Origin of the sequence: Staphylococcus simiae, assembly GCF_017357005.1 — a bacterium.
Classification (GTDB): Bacteria; Bacillota; Bacilli; order Staphylococcales; family Staphylococcaceae; genus Staphylococcus; species Staphylococcus simiae_A.
On record NZ_CP071589.1, the window covers coordinates 494,395 to 511,683 of the forward strand.

At 34.9% G+C, this 17,289-nt stretch carries 17 protein-coding genes and 1 other annotated feature; all 17 genes read left to right on the plus strand.

Going from position 1 to position 17,289, the window contains the following annotated elements:
- The first annotated feature begins 3 nt into the window (after positions 1 to 3).
- The 17 genes from rlmB to rpsG all read left to right on the plus strand — a co-directional run bounded on the left by rlmB (position 4) and on the right by rpsG (position 17,266).
- Positions 4 to 750: a 23S rRNA (guanosine(2251)-2'-O)-methyltransferase RlmB gene (gene rlmB / locus J3R86_RS02155; protein ID WP_207517856.1), complete on the plus strand. Its 747-nt coding sequence runs from the start codon at positions 4 to 6 to the stop codon at positions 748 to 750.
- Positions 750 to 1,274, plus strand: a complete 525-nt coding sequence (locus J3R86_RS02160; RefSeq protein WP_207517857.1) for an NYN domain-containing protein — start codon at positions 750 to 752, stop codon at positions 1,272 to 1,274. The genes rlmB and J3R86_RS02160 overlap by 1 nt, the downstream gene beginning before the upstream one ends.
- Positions 1,275 to 1,348: 74 nt before the next feature.
- Complete coding sequence (locus tag J3R86_RS02165) at positions 1,349 to 1,903, plus strand: sigma-70 family RNA polymerase sigma factor (protein WP_207517858.1); 555 nt, start codon at positions 1,349 to 1,351, stop codon at positions 1,901 to 1,903.
- A 118-nt stretch (positions 1,904 to 2,021) separates the two neighbouring features.
- A complete protein-coding gene (rpmG, locus tag J3R86_RS02170) occupies positions 2,022 to 2,165 on the plus strand; it encodes a 50S ribosomal protein L33 (RefSeq protein ID WP_002465110.1) in 144 nt (47 codons plus the stop codon).
- 52 nt (positions 2,166 to 2,217) lie between these two features.
- Positions 2,218 to 2,400 (plus strand): preprotein translocase subunit SecE, encoded by a 183-nt coding sequence (gene secE / locus J3R86_RS02175; RefSeq protein WP_002465109.1) that lies wholly within the window; start codon positions 2,218 to 2,220, stop codon positions 2,398 to 2,400.
- A 12-nt stretch (positions 2,401 to 2,412) separates the two neighbouring features.
- Entirely contained in the window at positions 2,413 to 2,961 is a 549-nt protein-coding gene (gene nusG, locus J3R86_RS02180; protein WP_207517859.1) for a transcription termination/antitermination protein NusG, read from the plus strand.
- Positions 2,962 to 3,141: 180 nt separating this feature from the next.
- On the plus strand, positions 3,142 to 3,564 hold the full coding sequence (gene rplK, locus J3R86_RS02185; RefSeq protein WP_207517860.1) for a 50S ribosomal protein L11: 423 nt from the start codon (positions 3,142 to 3,144) through the stop codon (positions 3,562 to 3,564).
- A 205-nt stretch (positions 3,565 to 3,769) separates the two neighbouring features.
- Complete coding sequence (gene rplA, locus J3R86_RS02190; protein WP_207517861.1) at positions 3,770 to 4,465, plus strand: 50S ribosomal protein L1; 696 nt, start codon at positions 3,770 to 3,772, stop codon at positions 4,463 to 4,465.
- 85 nt (positions 4,466 to 4,550) lie between these two features.
- Positions 4,551 to 4,697 (plus strand) — a sequence feature (ribosomal protein L10 leader region).
- Positions 4,698 to 4,733: 36 nt separating this feature from the next.
- On the plus strand, positions 4,734 to 5,234 hold the full coding sequence (rplJ, locus tag J3R86_RS02195) for a 50S ribosomal protein L10 (RefSeq protein ID WP_002465105.1): 501 nt from the start codon (positions 4,734 to 4,736) through the stop codon (positions 5,232 to 5,234).
- 41 nt (positions 5,235 to 5,275) lie between these two features.
- Positions 5,276 to 5,644, plus strand: coding sequence for a 50S ribosomal protein L7/L12 (rplL, locus tag J3R86_RS02200; protein ID WP_002465104.1), 369 nt, complete (start codon positions 5,276 to 5,278; stop codon positions 5,642 to 5,644).
- 181 nt (positions 5,645 to 5,825) lie between these two features.
- Positions 5,826 to 6,434, plus strand: coding sequence for a class I SAM-dependent methyltransferase (locus J3R86_RS02205; RefSeq protein ID WP_207517862.1), 609 nt, complete (start codon positions 5,826 to 5,828; stop codon positions 6,432 to 6,434).
- 217 nt (positions 6,435 to 6,651) lie between these two features.
- Positions 6,652 to 10,203: a DNA-directed RNA polymerase subunit beta gene (gene rpoB / locus J3R86_RS02210; RefSeq protein WP_207517863.1), complete on the plus strand. Its 3,552-nt coding sequence runs from the start codon at positions 6,652 to 6,654 to the stop codon at positions 10,201 to 10,203.
- A gap of 165 nt (positions 10,204 to 10,368) precedes the next feature.
- On the plus strand, positions 10,369 to 13,965 hold the full coding sequence (rpoC, locus tag J3R86_RS02215) for a DNA-directed RNA polymerase subunit beta' (protein ID WP_207518499.1): 3,597 nt from the start codon (positions 10,369 to 10,371) through the stop codon (positions 13,963 to 13,965).
- 543 nt (positions 13,966 to 14,508) lie between these two features.
- Complete coding sequence (ltrA, locus tag J3R86_RS02220) at positions 14,509 to 15,795, plus strand: group II intron reverse transcriptase/maturase (protein ID WP_207518488.1); 1,287 nt, start codon at positions 14,509 to 14,511, stop codon at positions 15,793 to 15,795.
- A gap of 163 nt (positions 15,796 to 15,958) precedes the next feature.
- Entirely contained in the window at positions 15,959 to 16,213 is a 255-nt protein-coding gene (locus J3R86_RS02225) for a ribosomal L7Ae/L30e/S12e/Gadd45 family protein (protein ID WP_207517864.1), read from the plus strand.
- A gap of 99 nt (positions 16,214 to 16,312) precedes the next feature.
- Positions 16,313 to 16,726 (plus strand): 30S ribosomal protein S12, encoded by a 414-nt coding sequence (rpsL, locus tag J3R86_RS02230; protein WP_002465100.1) that lies wholly within the window; start codon positions 16,313 to 16,315, stop codon positions 16,724 to 16,726.
- A 69-nt stretch (positions 16,727 to 16,795) separates the two neighbouring features.
- The gene (rpsG, locus tag J3R86_RS02235; RefSeq protein ID WP_001137495.1) at positions 16,796 to 17,266 is read left to right on the plus strand and encodes a 30S ribosomal protein S7; all 471 of its coding nucleotides are present in this window, start codon (positions 16,796 to 16,798) and stop codon (positions 17,264 to 17,266) included.
- Positions 17,267 to 17,289 lie beyond the last annotated feature (23 nt).

A 17,289-nucleotide genomic window follows, 5' to 3' on the forward strand; every position in this document is an offset into this window, starting at 1 on the left:
TTTATGGAAGATACAGTTATTGTTGGCAGACATGCAGTTAGAGAAGCGATTATCTCTGGACATCCAATCAATAAAATATTGATCCAAGATGGTATAAAAAAACAACAAATTAATGAGATATTAAAAAATGCAAAAGATCAAAAAATAATAGTTCAAACTGTTCCAAAATCCAAATTAGATTTTTTAGCAAATGCACCTCATCAGGGTGTTGCTGCTTTGATTGCACCATATGAATATGCTGATTTCAATCAATTTTTAAAAGAGCAAAAAGACAAAGAGGGATTATCTACAGTATTGATATTAGATGGTTTAGAAGACCCGCATAACTTAGGGTCTATCCTTAGAACTGCTGATGCTACAGGAGTGGATGGTGTTATCATCCCTAAACGTCGTTCAGTGACATTAACACAAACAGTTGCCAAAGCATCTACCGGAGCGATTCAGCACGTTCCAGTAATCAGAGTAACCAACTTAGCTAATACAATTGATGAACTAAAAGACAATGGTTTTTGGGTTGCAGGTACGGAAGCAAACAATGCAACAGATTATCGTAATTTAGAAGCGGATATGTCATTAGCAATTGTTATTGGAAGTGAAGGACAAGGCATGAGTCGTCTTGTAAGTGATAAGTGCGATTTTTATATTAAAATTCCAATGGTTGGACATGTTAATAGTTTAAATGCATCTGTAGCAGCTAGTATAATGATGTATGAAGTTTATAGAAAAAGAAATGACATTGAGGCAACATAATGAAAGAACGTTATTTGATAATAGACGGTTACAATATGATAGGACAATCTACTAGACTTAGTGCTATTGCGAAAGAAAATTTGGAAGAAGCACGCCAACAACTATTAGATACTATTGCCAACTATAGTGCTGTAATTACAGATGAAGTGATTTGCGTCTTTGATGCCTATGAACAATCTGGTATTGAAAGAGAATATATCTATCATGGAGTGAAAACAATTTTCACCAAAGAAAAGGAAACTGCTGATAGTTTTATAGAACGCTATGTATATGAACTTTATGATAAACATACAAAGCATATTACTGTAGTAACGAGTGATATGAGTGAACAACATGCAATTTTTGGTTCAGGAGCATACAGAATTTCTTCAAGGGAAATGTGGAGAGACTTGGAAGAAAGTGCGATAGATGTCAGTAAATCACTGGAAGATATTAGTGAAAATAAGCCAAGAACTCGAATTCAGTTATCTTCAGACATACTTGCCAAATTTGAAGAAATTCGCAGAGGAGATAATAAAAAGTAGTGTTTTTGTCATCTTGAAATTTTTATATGTCTACGTATAAACTAACCTTAATTTAACTTGAAAGGTATGAAAGCGTGACATATCAATTTTCAAATAACTCTAATGATAAACAGCATCTAGATACATCAACATACTTTAACGACTTATTAAAACAATTGCATCCGACAATTATGAGTAGAATCATGAAGATGAGAATTAACGATTGTGATAAAGAGGATTTATATCAAGAGGTAATCATTAGAATCTATAAAGCAACAAAGACGTTTGATTTTAATGGTAAGCAGCCATTTAATCATTATGTACAATGCGTTATAAGTTCAGTGAAATATGATTATTTACGTAAATATTTAGCAATCACTAGAAGGACTGAAAGCTTAATCAACGAATATAGAGTAAAATATAGTAATCATTCACTATATAAAGAAACAGAATTAAGTTGTCTCTACAAAATACAATTAACAGAACTACAAAGGCAATTTAGACATTTAAGTATATTTGAAAAAGAAGTAATGACGCTAGTATGTCAATATTATAGTCCTAAAGAAATTGCTACAATACTCAATGTTAGTGATAAAAAAGTATACAATGCAATACAAAGAAGTAAACAAAAAATTAAAACATATTGTTAAAGAGGTTATTATAAATATGGTAACGATAAAGTGAAGACATATTGTTTAGCTAGTTTGACAGTTGTTATAAATTTTATGTATAGTATACTGGTATTATAATGAACAAAGGTGAATTATAGTGAGAAAAATACCGTTAAATTGTGAAGTTTGTGGTAGTAGAAATTACCACGTTCCCAAACAGGGAGATGCATCAGTTAGATTAAGTATAAAGAAATATTGTCCTAAATGTAATGCGCATACAATTCATAAAGAGTCGAAATAAATGTATTCATTATGGCAAGGTTATATGTTTGAAAGATTTGGAGGTAGTACAAATGGCTAAAAAAGAAAGTTTCTTTAAAGGCGTTAAGTCTGAAATGGAAAAAACAAGTTGGCCGACAAAAGAAGAGTTATTTAAATATACTGTTATAGTTGTATCAACTGTGATATTCTTCTTAGTCTTTTTCTATGCCTTAGATATTGGAATAACTGCATTGAAAAATTTATTATTTGGTTAGAGGAGTGAAGACATGTCTGAAGAAGTTGGCGCAAAGCGTTGGTATGCCGTGCATACATATTCAGGATATGAAAATAAAGTTAAAAAGAATTTAGAAAAAAGAGTAGAATCTATGAATATGACTGAACAGATTTTTAGAGTAGTCATACCAGAAGAAGAGGAAACTCAAGTAAAAGATGGTAAGGCTAAAACGACAGTTAAAAAAACCTTCCCTGGTTATGTACTAGTTGAGTTAGTTATGACTGATGAATCTTGGTATGTAGTAAGAAATACACCAGGAGTAACAGGATTTGTAGGATCTGCAGGCGCAGGATCTAAACCTAATCCATTATTACCTGATGAAGTTCGTTTCATTCTAAAACAAATGGGTCTAAAAGAAAAAACAATCGATGTAGAATTAGACGTTGGAGAACAAGTTCGCATCAAGTCTGGTCCGTTCGCAAATCAAGTAGGAGAAGTTCAAGAAGTTGAAGCGGACAAATTTAAATTGACAGTTTTAGTAGATATGTTTGGCCGTGAAACACCAGTAGAAGTTGAATTTGATCAAGTAGAAAAGCTGTAAAAATTAACAGTTTAATACTAATAATCATCAAATATAACATTAGTATTGATTTTCTAAATAAAAAAGTGTTAAAATAATGTGGTCGCGCTTTTAGGAGCGTCCATTTCGTCACGAAATGTTAGAGTGGGAGGGCAAAACTGAGCCCTGTGACCACATCACGATATCAAGGAGGTGCACATCGTGGCTAAAAAAGTAGAAAAAGTAGTTAAATTACAAATTCCTGCAGGTAAAGCAAATCCAGCACCACCAGTTGGTCCAGCATTAGGTCAAGCAGGTGTGAACATTATGGGATTCTGTAAAGAATTCAACGCACGTACGCAAGATCAAGCAGGTTTAATTATTCCGGTAGAAATCAGTGTTTATGAAGATCGTTCATTTACATTCATTACAAAAACTCCACCGGCTCCAGTACTACTTAAAAAAGCAGCTGGTATTGAAAAAGGTTCTGGTGAACCAAACAAAACTAAAGTTGCTTCAGTAACTAAAGATCAAGTACGTGAAATTGCTAATAGTAAAATGCAAGATTTAAATGCTGCAGACGAAGAAGCAGCTATGCGTATTATCGAAGGTACTGCTCGTAGTATGGGAATCACTGTTGAATAATAAATCGAATTTTAAAAATTTGATCACAAAGATTTAAAAGATGAAGCAGATAACAGAATTCATAATTTTAAATTATATATAATCAATGATATACAACACATAAAGTTTAACATTGGTCATATGTTCTGTTGTCTGCTCTCGACTTGCATTATTGCAAGGAATGTGGGAGGAAATTCCGCTAAAACCACTAAAGGAGGAACAATTAATGGCTAAAAAAGGTAAAAAGTATCAAGAAGCAGCTAGTAAAGTTGATCGTACTCAGCACTATAGTGTTGAAGAAGCAATTAAATTAGCTAAAGAAACAAGTATTGCTAACTTTGACGCATCAGTTGAAGTTGCTTTCCGTTTAGGAATTGATACACGTAAGAATGACCAACAAATCCGTGGTGCAGTAGTATTACCAAACGGTACTGGTAAATCTCAAAGTGTATTAGTTTTTGCTAAAGGCGATAAAATTGCTGAAGCAGAAGCAGCAGGTGCTGATTATGTAGGTGAAGCAGAATACGTTCAAAAAATCCAACAAGGTTGGTTTGATTTTGATGTAGTTGTTGCTACACCTGACATGATGGGTGAAGTTGGTAAATTAGGTCGAGTATTAGGACCAAAAGGTTTAATGCCTAACCCTAAAACTGGAACTGTTACTATGGACGTTAAAAAAGCTGTTGAAGAAATCAAAGCTGGTAAAGTAGAATATCGTGCTGAAAAAGCTGGTATTGTACATGCGTCAATTGGTAAAGTTTCATTCACTGATGAACAACTTATTGAAAACTTTAAAGCATTACAAGATGTGTTAGCTAAAGCTAAACCATCATCTGCTAAAGCTACTTACTTCAAATCTGTTGCTGTAACTACAACAATGGGTCCTGGAGTAAAAGTAGATACTGCTTCTTTCAAACTATAATATAGATGAAGAACATAAGACTGAGAGATATTTTCTCTCAGTCTTTAAAAATATGTTGACAATATGTTGATAACGAGTTATATTACATATTGTGATTATTTTACCTAAGACAGTAGGAGTTATTTGTAACTTAAAATTTATCCTACCGAGGCTAAAATTGACTTGAACGTGATGATCTATGATCTTTCAAGCACTTTTTGCCGTGGGTAGAAAGTGCTTTTTTTAATTTTAAAAAAAGCACCCAAAAATATTAAATGGAGGTGTCTGAATGTCTGCTATCATTGAAGCTAAAAAACAACTAGTTGATGAAATTGCTGACGTATTATCAAATTCAGTTTCAACAGTAATCGTTGACTATCGTGGTTTAACAGTTGCTGAAGTTACTGAACTACGTTCACAATTACGTGAAGCTGGTGTTGAGTATAAAGTATACAAAAACACTATGGTACGTCGTGCAGCTGAAAAAGCTGGTATCGAAGGTTTGAATGATTTCTTAACAGGTCCTACAGCTATTGCAACTTCTAAAGAAGATGTAGTAGCACCAGCAAAAGTACTTGCAGGATTTGCTAAAGAACACGAAGCGTTAGAAATTAAATCAGGCGTTATGGAAGGAAATGTTATTACAGCAGAAGAAGTTAAAACTGTTGGTTCATTACCTTCACACGATGGTCTTGTATCTATGCTTTTATCAGTATTACAAGCTCCAGTACGCAACTTCGCTTATGCGGTTAAAGCTGTTGGAGAACAAAAAGAAGAAAGCGCTGAATAATTTTAGCGTAACTAAATTTAAAAATAACGGAGGAATTATAAATGGCTAATCAAGAACAAATCATTGAAGCAATTAAAGAAATGTCAGTTTTAGAATTAAACGACTTAGTAAAAGCAATCGAAGAAGAATTTGGTGTAACTGCAGCAGCTCCAGTAGCAGCAGCAGGTGCAGCAGGTGGCGGAGACGCAGCTGCTGAAAAAACTGAATTTGATGTTGAATTAACTTCAGCTGGTTCATCTAAAATTAAAGTTGTTAAAGCAGTTAAAGAAGCAACTGGCTTAGGCTTAAAAGATGCTAAAGACTTAGTAGATGGAGCTCCTAAAGTAATCAAAGAAGCTTTACCTAAAGAAGAAGCTGAAAAACTTAAAGAACAATTAGAAGAAGTTGGAGCTACTGTAGAATTAAAATAATTCTAGTATCTTAACTTAATATAAATGTCAATATTGTTATTTGACGTATCAAATAGCAAAAATATTGATAATATTCTTTGAGAAGTTAAAACCCCGTTATTTCGATAACGGGGTTTTAACTCATTTATAGGTTGTTTTAATGTTATAATATGTCAATAAGAACTATAAATGAGGTGGATTAATGAGCCATTACTATGATGAAAATCCTAATGTAGAAAGTGATGAACAACATATCAAATACACTTTTGATAATGAGCAATTAGATTTAATAACTGATAACGGTGTTTTTTCGAAAGATAAAGTGGATTATGGTAGTGATGTGTTAATTCATACTTTTATGAAAATGTATCCACCAGGACCAAGCAAAACAATTGCTGATGTTGGGTGTGGATATGGACCAATCGGCTTAATGATAGCTAAAAAGTCACCACATCACAATATTTATATGCTTGATGTAAATCGTCGAGCTCTAACTTTAGCTCAAAAAAATAAAAAGAAAAATAACATAGAAAATGTTGTAATTAAAGAAAGTGATGCGCTGAATGCTGTTGAAGATAATAGCTTTGATTTTATCTTAACCAATCCCCCAATAAGAGCGGGAAAAGATGTAGTTCATCGTATTTTTGAAGAATCTGTAGACAAGCTAAAGCAAGAAGGACAACTATTTGTTGTTATACAAAAGAAACAAGGCATGCCTTCAGCAAAGAAAAAAATGCAACAATTATTTGGTAATGTCGAAGTAGTGAATAAAGATAAAGGATATTATATTTTGAGAAGTACAAAGTCTTGAAATGAATGCGATATTCTGTTATAGTTATATAATGTAAAAATTTATGTTCAATAAGTGTGTACTTTTACGTTAAATAAATAAGTGAATCAAGAATAAACATATGAATCGAAAATGGTGTCATCATTAGTGTTGCCGTTTTCTTTTTGTCTTTATATATTGGTGATCTTATGATGTTTAGGTAAAAGCGGATCACACAATTTTTGAGGGGTGAATCTGTTTGGCAGGTCAAGTTGTCCAATATGGAAGACATCGTAAACGTAGAAACTACGCGAGAATTTCAGAAGTATTAGAATTACCAAACTTAATAGAAATTCAAACAAAATCTTACGAATGGTTCCTTAACGAAGGTTTAATTGAAATGTTTAGAGACATTTCTCCGATAGAAGATTTTACTGGTAATTTATCATTAGAATTTGTTGATTACCGTTTAGGTGAACCAAAATATGACTTAGAAGAATCTAAAAACCGTGACGCAACATATGCAGCACCTCTTCGTGTTAAAGTTCGTCTGATCATTAAAGAAACTGGTGAAGTTAAAGAACAAGAAGTATTTATGGGTGATTTCCCATTAATGACTGATACTGGTACGTTCGTTATTAATGGTGCTGAACGTGTAATCGTATCACAATTAGTACGTTCACCATCCGTTTACTTTAATGAAAAATTAGATAAAAATGGTCGAGAAAACTATGACGCTACAATCATTCCAAACCGTGGTGCATGGTTAGAATTTGAAACAGATGCTAAAGATGTTGTATACGTACGTATTGATAGAACACGTAAATTACCATTAACTGTATTATTACGTGCTTTAGGTTTCTCAAGCGACCAAGAAATTGTTGACTTATTAGGAGACAATGAATATTTACGTAATACTCTTGAAAAAGACAGTACGGAAAACACTGAACAAGCGTTATTAGAAATCTATGAACGCTTGCGTCCAGGTGAACCACCAACTGTTGAAAATGCTAAGAGTTTACTATACTCACGTTTCTTCGATCCAAAACGTTATGATTTAGCGAGTGTGGGTCGATACAAAACAAACAAAAAATTACATTTAAAACATCGTTTATTTAATCAAAAACTTGCAGAACCAATCGTTGATAGCGAAACTGGGGAAATTGTAGTTGAAGCAGGAACTGTACTTGATCGTCGTAAATTAGATGAAATCATGGACGTTTTAGAATCAAATGCAAATAGTGAAGTTTTTGAATTACACGGCAGTGTTATAGATGAACCTGTTGAAATTCAATCAATAAAAGTATATGTTCCAAATGATGAAGAAGGACGTACTACTACTGTAATTGGTAATGCTTTCCCAGATTCAGAAGTTAAATGTATTACACCAGCTGATATTATTGCTTCAATGAGTTATTTCTTTAACTTATTAAGTGGTATTGGTTATACAGATGATATTGACCATTTAGGTAATCGTCGTTTACGTTCTGTAGGCGAATTATTACAAAATCAATTTAGAATTGGTTTATCTAGAATGGAAAGAGTTGTACGTGAAAGAATGTCTATTCAAGACACTGATTCTGTCACACCACAACAATTAATCAATATTCGTCCAGTAATTGCATCTATTAAAGAATTCTTTGGTAGCTCTCAATTATCTCAATTCATGGATCAAGCCAATCCATTAGCTGAATTAACACACAAACGTCGTTTATCAGCATTAGGACCTGGTGGTTTAACTCGTGAACGTGCTCAAATGGAAGTACGTGACGTTCACTATTCTCACTATGGCCGTATGTGTCCAATTGAAACACCTGAGGGACCAAATATTGGATTAATCAACTCATTATCAAGCTATGCTAGAGTTAATGAATTTGGATTTATTGAAACACCTTATCGTAAAGTAGATTTAGATACGCATGCTATTACTGATCAAATTGACTATTTAACAGCTGATGAAGAAGATAGTTATGTTGTTGCCCAAGCCAACTCTAAATTAGACGAGAATGGTCGTTTTATCGAGGACGAAGTTGTTTGTCGTTTCCGTGGTAATAACACAGTTATGGCTAAAGAAAAAATGGACTACATGGATGTATCTCCTAAACAAGTTGTTTCTGCAGCGACAGCATGTATCCCATTCTTAGAAAACGATGACTCAAACCGTGCGTTAATGGGTGCGAACATGCAACGACAAGCAGTACCATTGATGAATCCAGAAGCACCATTTGTTGGTACAGGTATGGAACACGTAGCAGCTCGTGACTCCGGTGCAGCAATTACAGCTAAACATAGAGGACGTGTAGAACACGTTGAATCTAATGAAATCCTAGTTAGACGCTTAGTTGAAGAAAATGGTGTAGAACACGAAGGCGAATTAGATCGTTATCCATTAGCTAAATTCAAACGTTCAAACTCAGGTACTTGTTACAATCAACGTCCAATCGTTGCCGTTGGAGATGTAGTTGAATATAACGAGATTTTAGCTGACGGACCTTCTATGGAATTAGGGGAAATGGCACTTGGTAGAAATGTCGTTGTTGGTTTCATGACATGGGACGGTTATAACTACGAAGATGCTGTTATCATGAGCGAGAGATTAGTAAAAGATGATGTATATACGTCAATTCATATTGAAGAGTATGAATCAGAAGCGCGTGACACTAAGCTTGGACCTGAAGAAATCACTCGTGATATTCCAAACGTTTCTGAAAGCGCACTTAAAAACTTAGACGATCGTGGTATTGTTTATGTAGGTGCTGAAGTTAAAGATGGAGACATCTTAGTTGGTAAAGTTACGCCTAAAGGTGTTACTGAACTTACTGCAGAAGAAAGATTATTGCATGCTATCTTTGGTGAAAAAGCACGTGAAGTAAGAGATACTTCATTACGTGTACCACATGGTGCAGGCGGTATCGTTTTAGATGTTAAAGTCTTCAATCGTGAAGAGGGCGATGATACGTTATCTCCTGGTGTAAACCAATTAGTACGTGTATATATCGTTCAAAAACGTAAAATTCACGTAGGAGATAAAATGTGTGGTCGTCACGGTAACAAAGGTGTTATCTCTAAAATTGTTCCAGAAGAAGATATGCCTTACTTACCAGATGGCACACCAATCGATATCATGTTAAACCCACTAGGCGTACCATCACGTATGAATATCGGACAAGTATTAGAGCTACATTTAGGTATGGCTGCTAAAAACTTAGGTATTCATGTTGCATCACCAGTATTTGATGGTGCTAACGATGACGATGTATGGTCTACTATCGAAGAAGCTGGTATGGCTCGCGATGGTAAAACTGTATTGTATGATGGACGTACTGGTGAACCATTCGATAATCGTATTTCTGTTGGTGTTATGTATATGCTTAAATTAGCACACATGGTAGATGATAAATTACATGCGCGTTCAACTGGACCATATTCATTAGTAACTCAACAACCATTAGGTGGTAAAGCACAATTTGGTGGTCAACGTTTTGGTGAAATGGAAGTATGGGCACTTGAAGCTTATGGTGCAGCATATACTTTACAAGAGATACTAACTTATAAATCTGATGACACTGTAGGTCGTGTAAAAACTTACGAAGCTATTGTAAAAGGTGAAAATATCTCTAGACCAAGTGTTCCTGAATCATTCCGTGTATTGATGAAAGAATTACAAAGTTTAGGTTTAGACGTTAAAGTGATGGATGAACAAGATAATGAAATCGAAATGGCTGACGTTGATGACGAAGATGTTGTTGAACGTAAAGTAGACTTACAGCAAAAAGATGCTCCAGAATCACAAAAAGAAATAACTGATTAATACGCAATTTAAATAAAGTAGGACACTAAGTGTGCAAACTGAGTAGTGAATATATTCAGTTTGTCACTTTTGACCTAATAAAATAAATGCAAATCAATCAAATAGCACAGCTAATCTAAATTGAAGGAGGTAGGCTCCTTGATTGATGTAAATAATTTCCATTATATGAAAATTGGGTTAGCTTCACCTGAAAAAATCCGTTCATGGTCATTTGGTGAAGTTAAAAAACCTGAAACAATCAACTACCGTACATTAAAACCTGAAAAAGATGGTCTATTCTGTGAAAGAATTTTTGGACCTACAAAAGACTGGGAATGTAGTTGTGGTAAATACAAACGTGTTCGCTACAAAGGCATGGTCTGTGATAGATGTGGTGTAGAAGTAACAAAATCTAAAGTACGTCGTGAAAGAATGGGACACATTGAACTGGCTGCTCCTGTTTCACATATTTGGTATTTCAAAGGAATTCCAAGTCGTATGGGATTATTACTTGATATGTCACCAAGAGCATTAGAAGAAGTCATTTACTTTGCTTCTTATGTTGTAGTAGATCCAGGTCCAACTGGTCTAGAAAAGAAAACATTATTATCTGAAGCTGAATTCAGAGATTACTATGATAAATACCCAGGTCAATTCGTTGCAAAAATGGGTGCTGAAGGTATTAAAGATTTACTTGAAGAAATCGATTTAGATGAAGAACTTAAACAATTACGTGATGAGTTAGAGTCAGCAACTGGACAAAGACTTACTCGTGCAATTAAACGATTAGAAGTTGTTGAATCATTCCGTAACTCAGGTAATAATCCTGCATGGATGATTTTAGATGTTCTACCTATCATTCCACCAGAAATTCGTCCAATGGTTCAATTAGATGGTGGACGTTTTGCAACAAGTGATTTAAATGATTTATATCGTCGTGTTATCAATCGTAATAATCGTTTAAAACGTTTATTAGATTTAGGTGCACCTGGTATTATTGTGCAAAACGAAAAACGTATGTTACAAGAAGCTGTCGATGCATTGATTGACAATGGTCGTCGTGGTCGTCCGGTAACTGGACCAGGTAACCGTCCATTAAAATCTTTATCACACATGCTTAAAGGTAAACAAGGTCGTTTCCGTCAAAACTTACTTGGTAAACGTGTTGACTATTCTGGTCGTTCAGTAATTGCTGTTGGTCCAAGTCTTAAAATGTACCAATGTGGACTTCCAAAAGAAATGGCATTAGAATTGTTCAAACCTTTTGTTATGAAAGAATTAGTACAACGTGAGATTGCTACTAATATCAAAAATGCCAAGAGTAAAATTGAACGTATGGATGATGAAGTTTGGGATGTATTAGAAGATGTTATTAGAGAACATCCAGTATTACTTAACCGTGCACCAACATTGCATAGATTAGGTATTCAAGCATTTGAACCAACATTAGTAGAAGGGCGTGCTATTCGTCTACATCCACTTGTAACGACTGCATATAATGCCGATTTTGATGGTGACCAAATGGCTGTACACGTACCTTTATCTAAAGAGGCACAAGCTGAAGCAAGAATGTTAATGTTAGCTGCTCAAAATATCTTAAACCCTAAAGATGGTAAACCAGTTGTAACACCATCTCAGGATATGGTATTAGGTAACTATTATTTAACATTAGAAAGAAAAGATGCAGTTAATACAGGGGCAATTTTTAATGACACGAATGAAGTGTTAAAAGCTTATGCAAATGGCTTTGTACACTTACACACTCGTATTGGTGTACATGCAAGCTCATTTAATAACCCAACATTTACTGATGAACAAAACAAAAAAATTCTTGTAACTTCTGTAGGTAAAATTATTTTCAATGAAATTATTCCAGATTCATTTGCTTATATTAACGAGCCTACACAAGAGAATTTAGAACGTAAAACACCAGATAGATACTTCATTGATCCGACAACATTAGGTGAAGGTGGCTTAAAAGCTTACTTTGAAAATGAAGAATTAATCGAACCATTCAACAAAAAATTCTTAGGAAATATCATTGCAGAAGTGTTTAATAGATTCAGTATTACTGATACATCTATGATGCTTGATAGAATGAAAGACCTAGGATTTAAATTCTCATCTAAAGCTGGTATCACAGTTGGTGTCGCTGACATCGTAGTATTACCTGATAAACAACAAATTTTAGATGAACATGAAAAATTAGTTGATAGAATTACTAAACAATTTAACCGTGGTTTAATCACTGAAGAAGAAAGATATAATGCAGTTGTTGAAATTTGGACAGATGCAAAAGATCAAATTCAAGGTGAATTAATGCAATCACTTGAAAAAACTAACCCAATCTTTATGATGAGTGATTCAGGTGCCCGTGGTAACGCATCTAACTTCACACAATTAGCTGGTATGCGTGGTTTAATGGCTGCACCATCTGGTAAGATTATCGAATTACCAATTACTTCATCATTCCGTGAAGGTTTAACAGTACTTGAGTACTTCATCTCAACACATGGTGCTCGTAAAGGTCTTGCTGATACAGCCCTTAAAACAGCTGACTCAGGTTACCTTACTCGTCGTCTTGTTGACGTTGCTCAAGATGTTATCGTTCGTGAAGAAGATTGTGGTACGGACAGAGGTCTATTAGTTTCTGATATCAAAGAAGGTACAGAAATGATTGAACCATTTATTGAACGTATCGAAGGTCGTTATTCAAAAGAAACAATTCGTCATCCACAAACAGACGAAATCATTATTCGTCCTGATGAATTAATAACACCAGAAATTGCTAAGCAAATTACTGATGCAGGTATTGAACAAATGTATATCCGTTCAGCATTTACTTGTAATGCTAGACACGGTGTTTGTGAAAAATGTTATGGTAAAAACCTTGCTACTGGTGAAAAAGTTGAAGTTGGTGAAGCAGTTGGTACAATTGCTGCCCAATCAATTGGTGAACCAGGTACACAGCTTACTATGCGTACATTCCATACAGGTGGTGTAGCTGGTAGCGATATCACACAAGGTCTTCCACGTATTCAAGAAATTTTCGAAGCACGTAATCCAAAAGGTCAAGCTGTGATTACTGAAATCGAAGGTGTTGTTGAAGACATTAAATTAGCTAAAGATAGACAACAAGAAATTGTTGTTAAAGGTGCAAACGAAACTAGATCTTATCTAGCTTCTGGTACTTCAAGACTTAAAGTAGAAATTGGTCAACCAGTACAACGTGGTGAAGTATTAACTGAAGGTTCTATTGAGCCTAAGAACTACTTAGCAGTTGCAGGTTTGAATGCTACTGAAAGTTACTTATTAAAAGAAGTACAAAAAGTTTACCGTATGCAAGGTGTTGAAATCGATGATAAACACGTTGAAGTAATGGTAAGACAAATGTTACGTAAAGTTCGTATCATTGAAGCTGGTGATACTAAATTATTACCAGGTTCATTAGTTGACATCCATAATTTCACAGATGCTAATAGAGAAGCATTTAAACATCGTAAACGCCCAGCAACAGCTAAACCAGTGTTACTAGGTATTACGAAAGCATCACTTGAAACAGAAAGTTTCTTATCTGCAGCATCATTCCAAGAAACAACAAGAGTTCTTACAGATGCAGCTATTAAAGGTAAACGTGATGATTTATTAGGTCTTAAAGAAAATGTAATTATCGGTAAATTGATTCCAGCTGGTACTGGTATGAGACGTTATAGTGACGTTAAATATGAAAAAACAGCAGTGCCTGTTGCTGAAGTAGAAGTACAAGAAGAAATTATCGAATAATAATAACTAACAGAGGCTATTAATTTAGCCTCTTGTTATTGTGCGCCCGGCATGGGTAATTACTAGACGGTGAAAGTCCGTTACAGGCTTGGTAGTAGGAACTGTTAGCGAAAGACAAGGGTGTCCATTGTGAAATGGAATCTGAAGGAAGTCGGACGCAAACACTCGCACTGACGAACAGAAATATCATACAAGGCTATGTGGAATGGATGAATCTGCAATACAAGATAAAGTCCGATACTACCCGAGTTCTATATAGTAAATGATGCAGTGGAATGAGTGGAAAGTGGTTACTCTTACCCGGGGAGGTCTCATCAGCGATAAAAAAAATCGTAGTAATAACGAATGATGAGAAGTCAGCAGAGGTCATAGTAGGTAGAAATACTGAAGGACTGAACAATATTCATACAAAGTAAAGAATGGAGGTTAGAGATTTACAACGTACAGAATACAATTAATGATTGGCAACTCATAGAAAGATAAGTAGTGGAACGAAAAAGGATATATGAGTGCGTACAGTAAATCTTAGGTGAAATGAAAGAAATGTATCGTGAGTCTCCATCTATGATGGAGCTTGTTGTAAGAGAGAATAATATACAAAAAGCAATTAAGAAAGTGAAGAAAAACAACGGTGCACCTGGCATCGATGGCATGCGAGTAAGTGAATTAACATCACATTTCGCAAAATACTTTCCACAAATTAAACAAAAACTGCTTGATGGCACGTATAAGCCACAAGCAGTAAGAAAGGTTGAAATACCTAAATCAAATGGGAAAAAGCGCGTGCTTGGAATCCCTGTCGCAAGAGACAGAGTTATCCAACAAGCCATTAAACAAGTCATTGAACCTAGTATCGACCGTACTTTCTCAAAACACAGTCATGGCTTTAGACCGAATCGTAGTACAGGAACTGCACTTAAAGAATGTGCAACATACTATGAAGAAGGTTACTTAGTTGCAGTTGATTGTGATTTAAAACAGTGCTTTGATATGTTGAACCATGATAAATTAATGTATCTATTTGAACGACATGTTCAAGATAAAGCCATTTCTAAATTTATTCGTAGAAGCCTACAGGTTGGTGCAATCGACCTCAATGGTAATTATCGAAGTAGAGAAATAGGTGCACCGCAAGGTGGTGTTATTTCCCCGTTACTTTGTAATATTTATCTTCACGAATTAGATAATGAATTGGAGAAACGTGGTCATCGCTTTGTTCGTTATGCAGATGACTTCGTCATCTTTGTACGTACAAAACGAGCGGGTCAACGTGTCATGGAAAGTGTGACAAAGTTTATCGAAAAAGACCTTAAACTTATTGTAAATAGTGAAAAGAGCAAGGTAGGTTCTATCACACGTTTAAAGTTCTTGAGTTGTCTAATGACCAAAGTAAATGGCACTTATCGTTTCAGACCGACTATGGAAGCAAGAAGAAATTTAAAACGCACCTTAAGACGTCTAACGAAACGAAATAGACCAGGTACCTTTAAAGAGATTATATCAGAAATTAATCAAGTAACACGAGGGTGGATAAATTACTTTGGTAAAGGATTTATTACAGGTTTTGTAACGAAGTTACAATCATGGTTAAACCGACGCATTAGACAACTAATCCTCAAAAGATGGAAAAGAATAAAAACCAAATATAAGATGTTACGTAAGTATGGACTTGACCATAAGAGTGCAATGAAAATTGCCAATTCAAGAAAGAAATACTGGCGCTTATCATCAACGCATGAAGTTCATCGTGCACTTACAACAAAACGTCTCTACAAGTGGGGGTTAGAACCATTAACCCAACTCGCAGAGACGGCTTACGCAAGATATTGAACCGCCGAGTACGGAACCGTACGCTCGGTGGTGTGAGAGGACGGATAATCAAATAATGGTTATCCTCCTACTCGATTTTATATTGAATACATGTTGACTTTGAAGCTCAATCAATGTTAATATATTAAAGGTTGATGCAAGCAGAACTTTGGAGGATAAGTTATTGTCTAAGGAAAAAGTTGCACGCTTTAACAAACAACAATTTGTAGTTGGTCTTAAAGAAACGCTTAAAGCGTTAAATAAAGATCAAGTTACATCTTTGATTATTGCTCAAGACGTTGAAGTTCATTTAATGACTCGCGTGTTAAGCCGAATCAATCAACAAAATATTCCTGTATCATTTTTCGAAAGCAAACGTGCTTTAGGAAAATATGTAGGTATTAATGTTAATGCTACAATTGTCGCATTACTTAAATGAGAATTAGTAAGTATCATTGCTTACTAAATTTTATTTAACTTAAAAATGAACCACCTGGATGTGTGGGATTAAAAAAAGGAAGAGAGGAGGACATATCACATGCCAACTATTAACCAATTAGTACGTAAACCAAGACAAAGTAAAGTTAGAAAATCAGACTCTCCAGCTTTAAATAAAGGTTTTAACAGTAAAAAGAAAAAATTTACTGATTTAAACTCACCACAAAAACGTGGAGTTTGTACTCGTGTAGGTACTATGACACCTAAAAAACCTAACTCAGCGTTACGTAAATATGCTCGTGTGCGTTTATCAAACAACATTGAAATTAACGCATACATCCCTGGTATCGGCCATAACTTACAAGAACACAGTGTTGTACTTGTACGTGGTGGACGTGTAAAAGACTTACCAGGTGTTCGTTACCACATCGTACGTGGTGCACTTGATACTTCAGGTGTTGACGGACGTAGACAAGGTCGTTCATTATACGGAACTAAAAAACCTAAAAACTAATAATTAAATTCATGTTTTTATATGTATTTTAATTACATTACAATTATAAAGGAAGGGAGGATTTACATTATGCCTCGTAAAGGATCAGTACCTAAAAGAGACGTATTACCAGATCCAATTCATAACTCTAAGTTAGTAACAAAGTTAATTAACAAAATTATGTTAGATGGTAAACGTGGAACAGCACAAAGAATTCTTTATTCAGCATTCGACTTAGTTGAACAACGTAGTGGTCGTGATGCATTAGAAGTATTCGAAGAAGCAATCAACAATATTATGCCAGTATTAGAAGTTAAAGCACGTCGTGTTGGTGGTTCTAACTATCAAGTACCTGTAGAAGTTCGTCCAGAACGTCGTACTACTTTAGGATTACGTTGGTTAGTTAACTATGCACGTCTTCGTGGTGAAAAAACGATGGAAGACCGTTTAGCTAACGAAATTTTAGATGCAGCAAATAATACAGGTGGTGCCGTTAAGAAACGTGAGGATACTCACAAAATGGCTGAAGCGAACAAAGCATTCGCTCACTACCGTTGGTAAGATAAAAGCTTTTACCCTGAGTA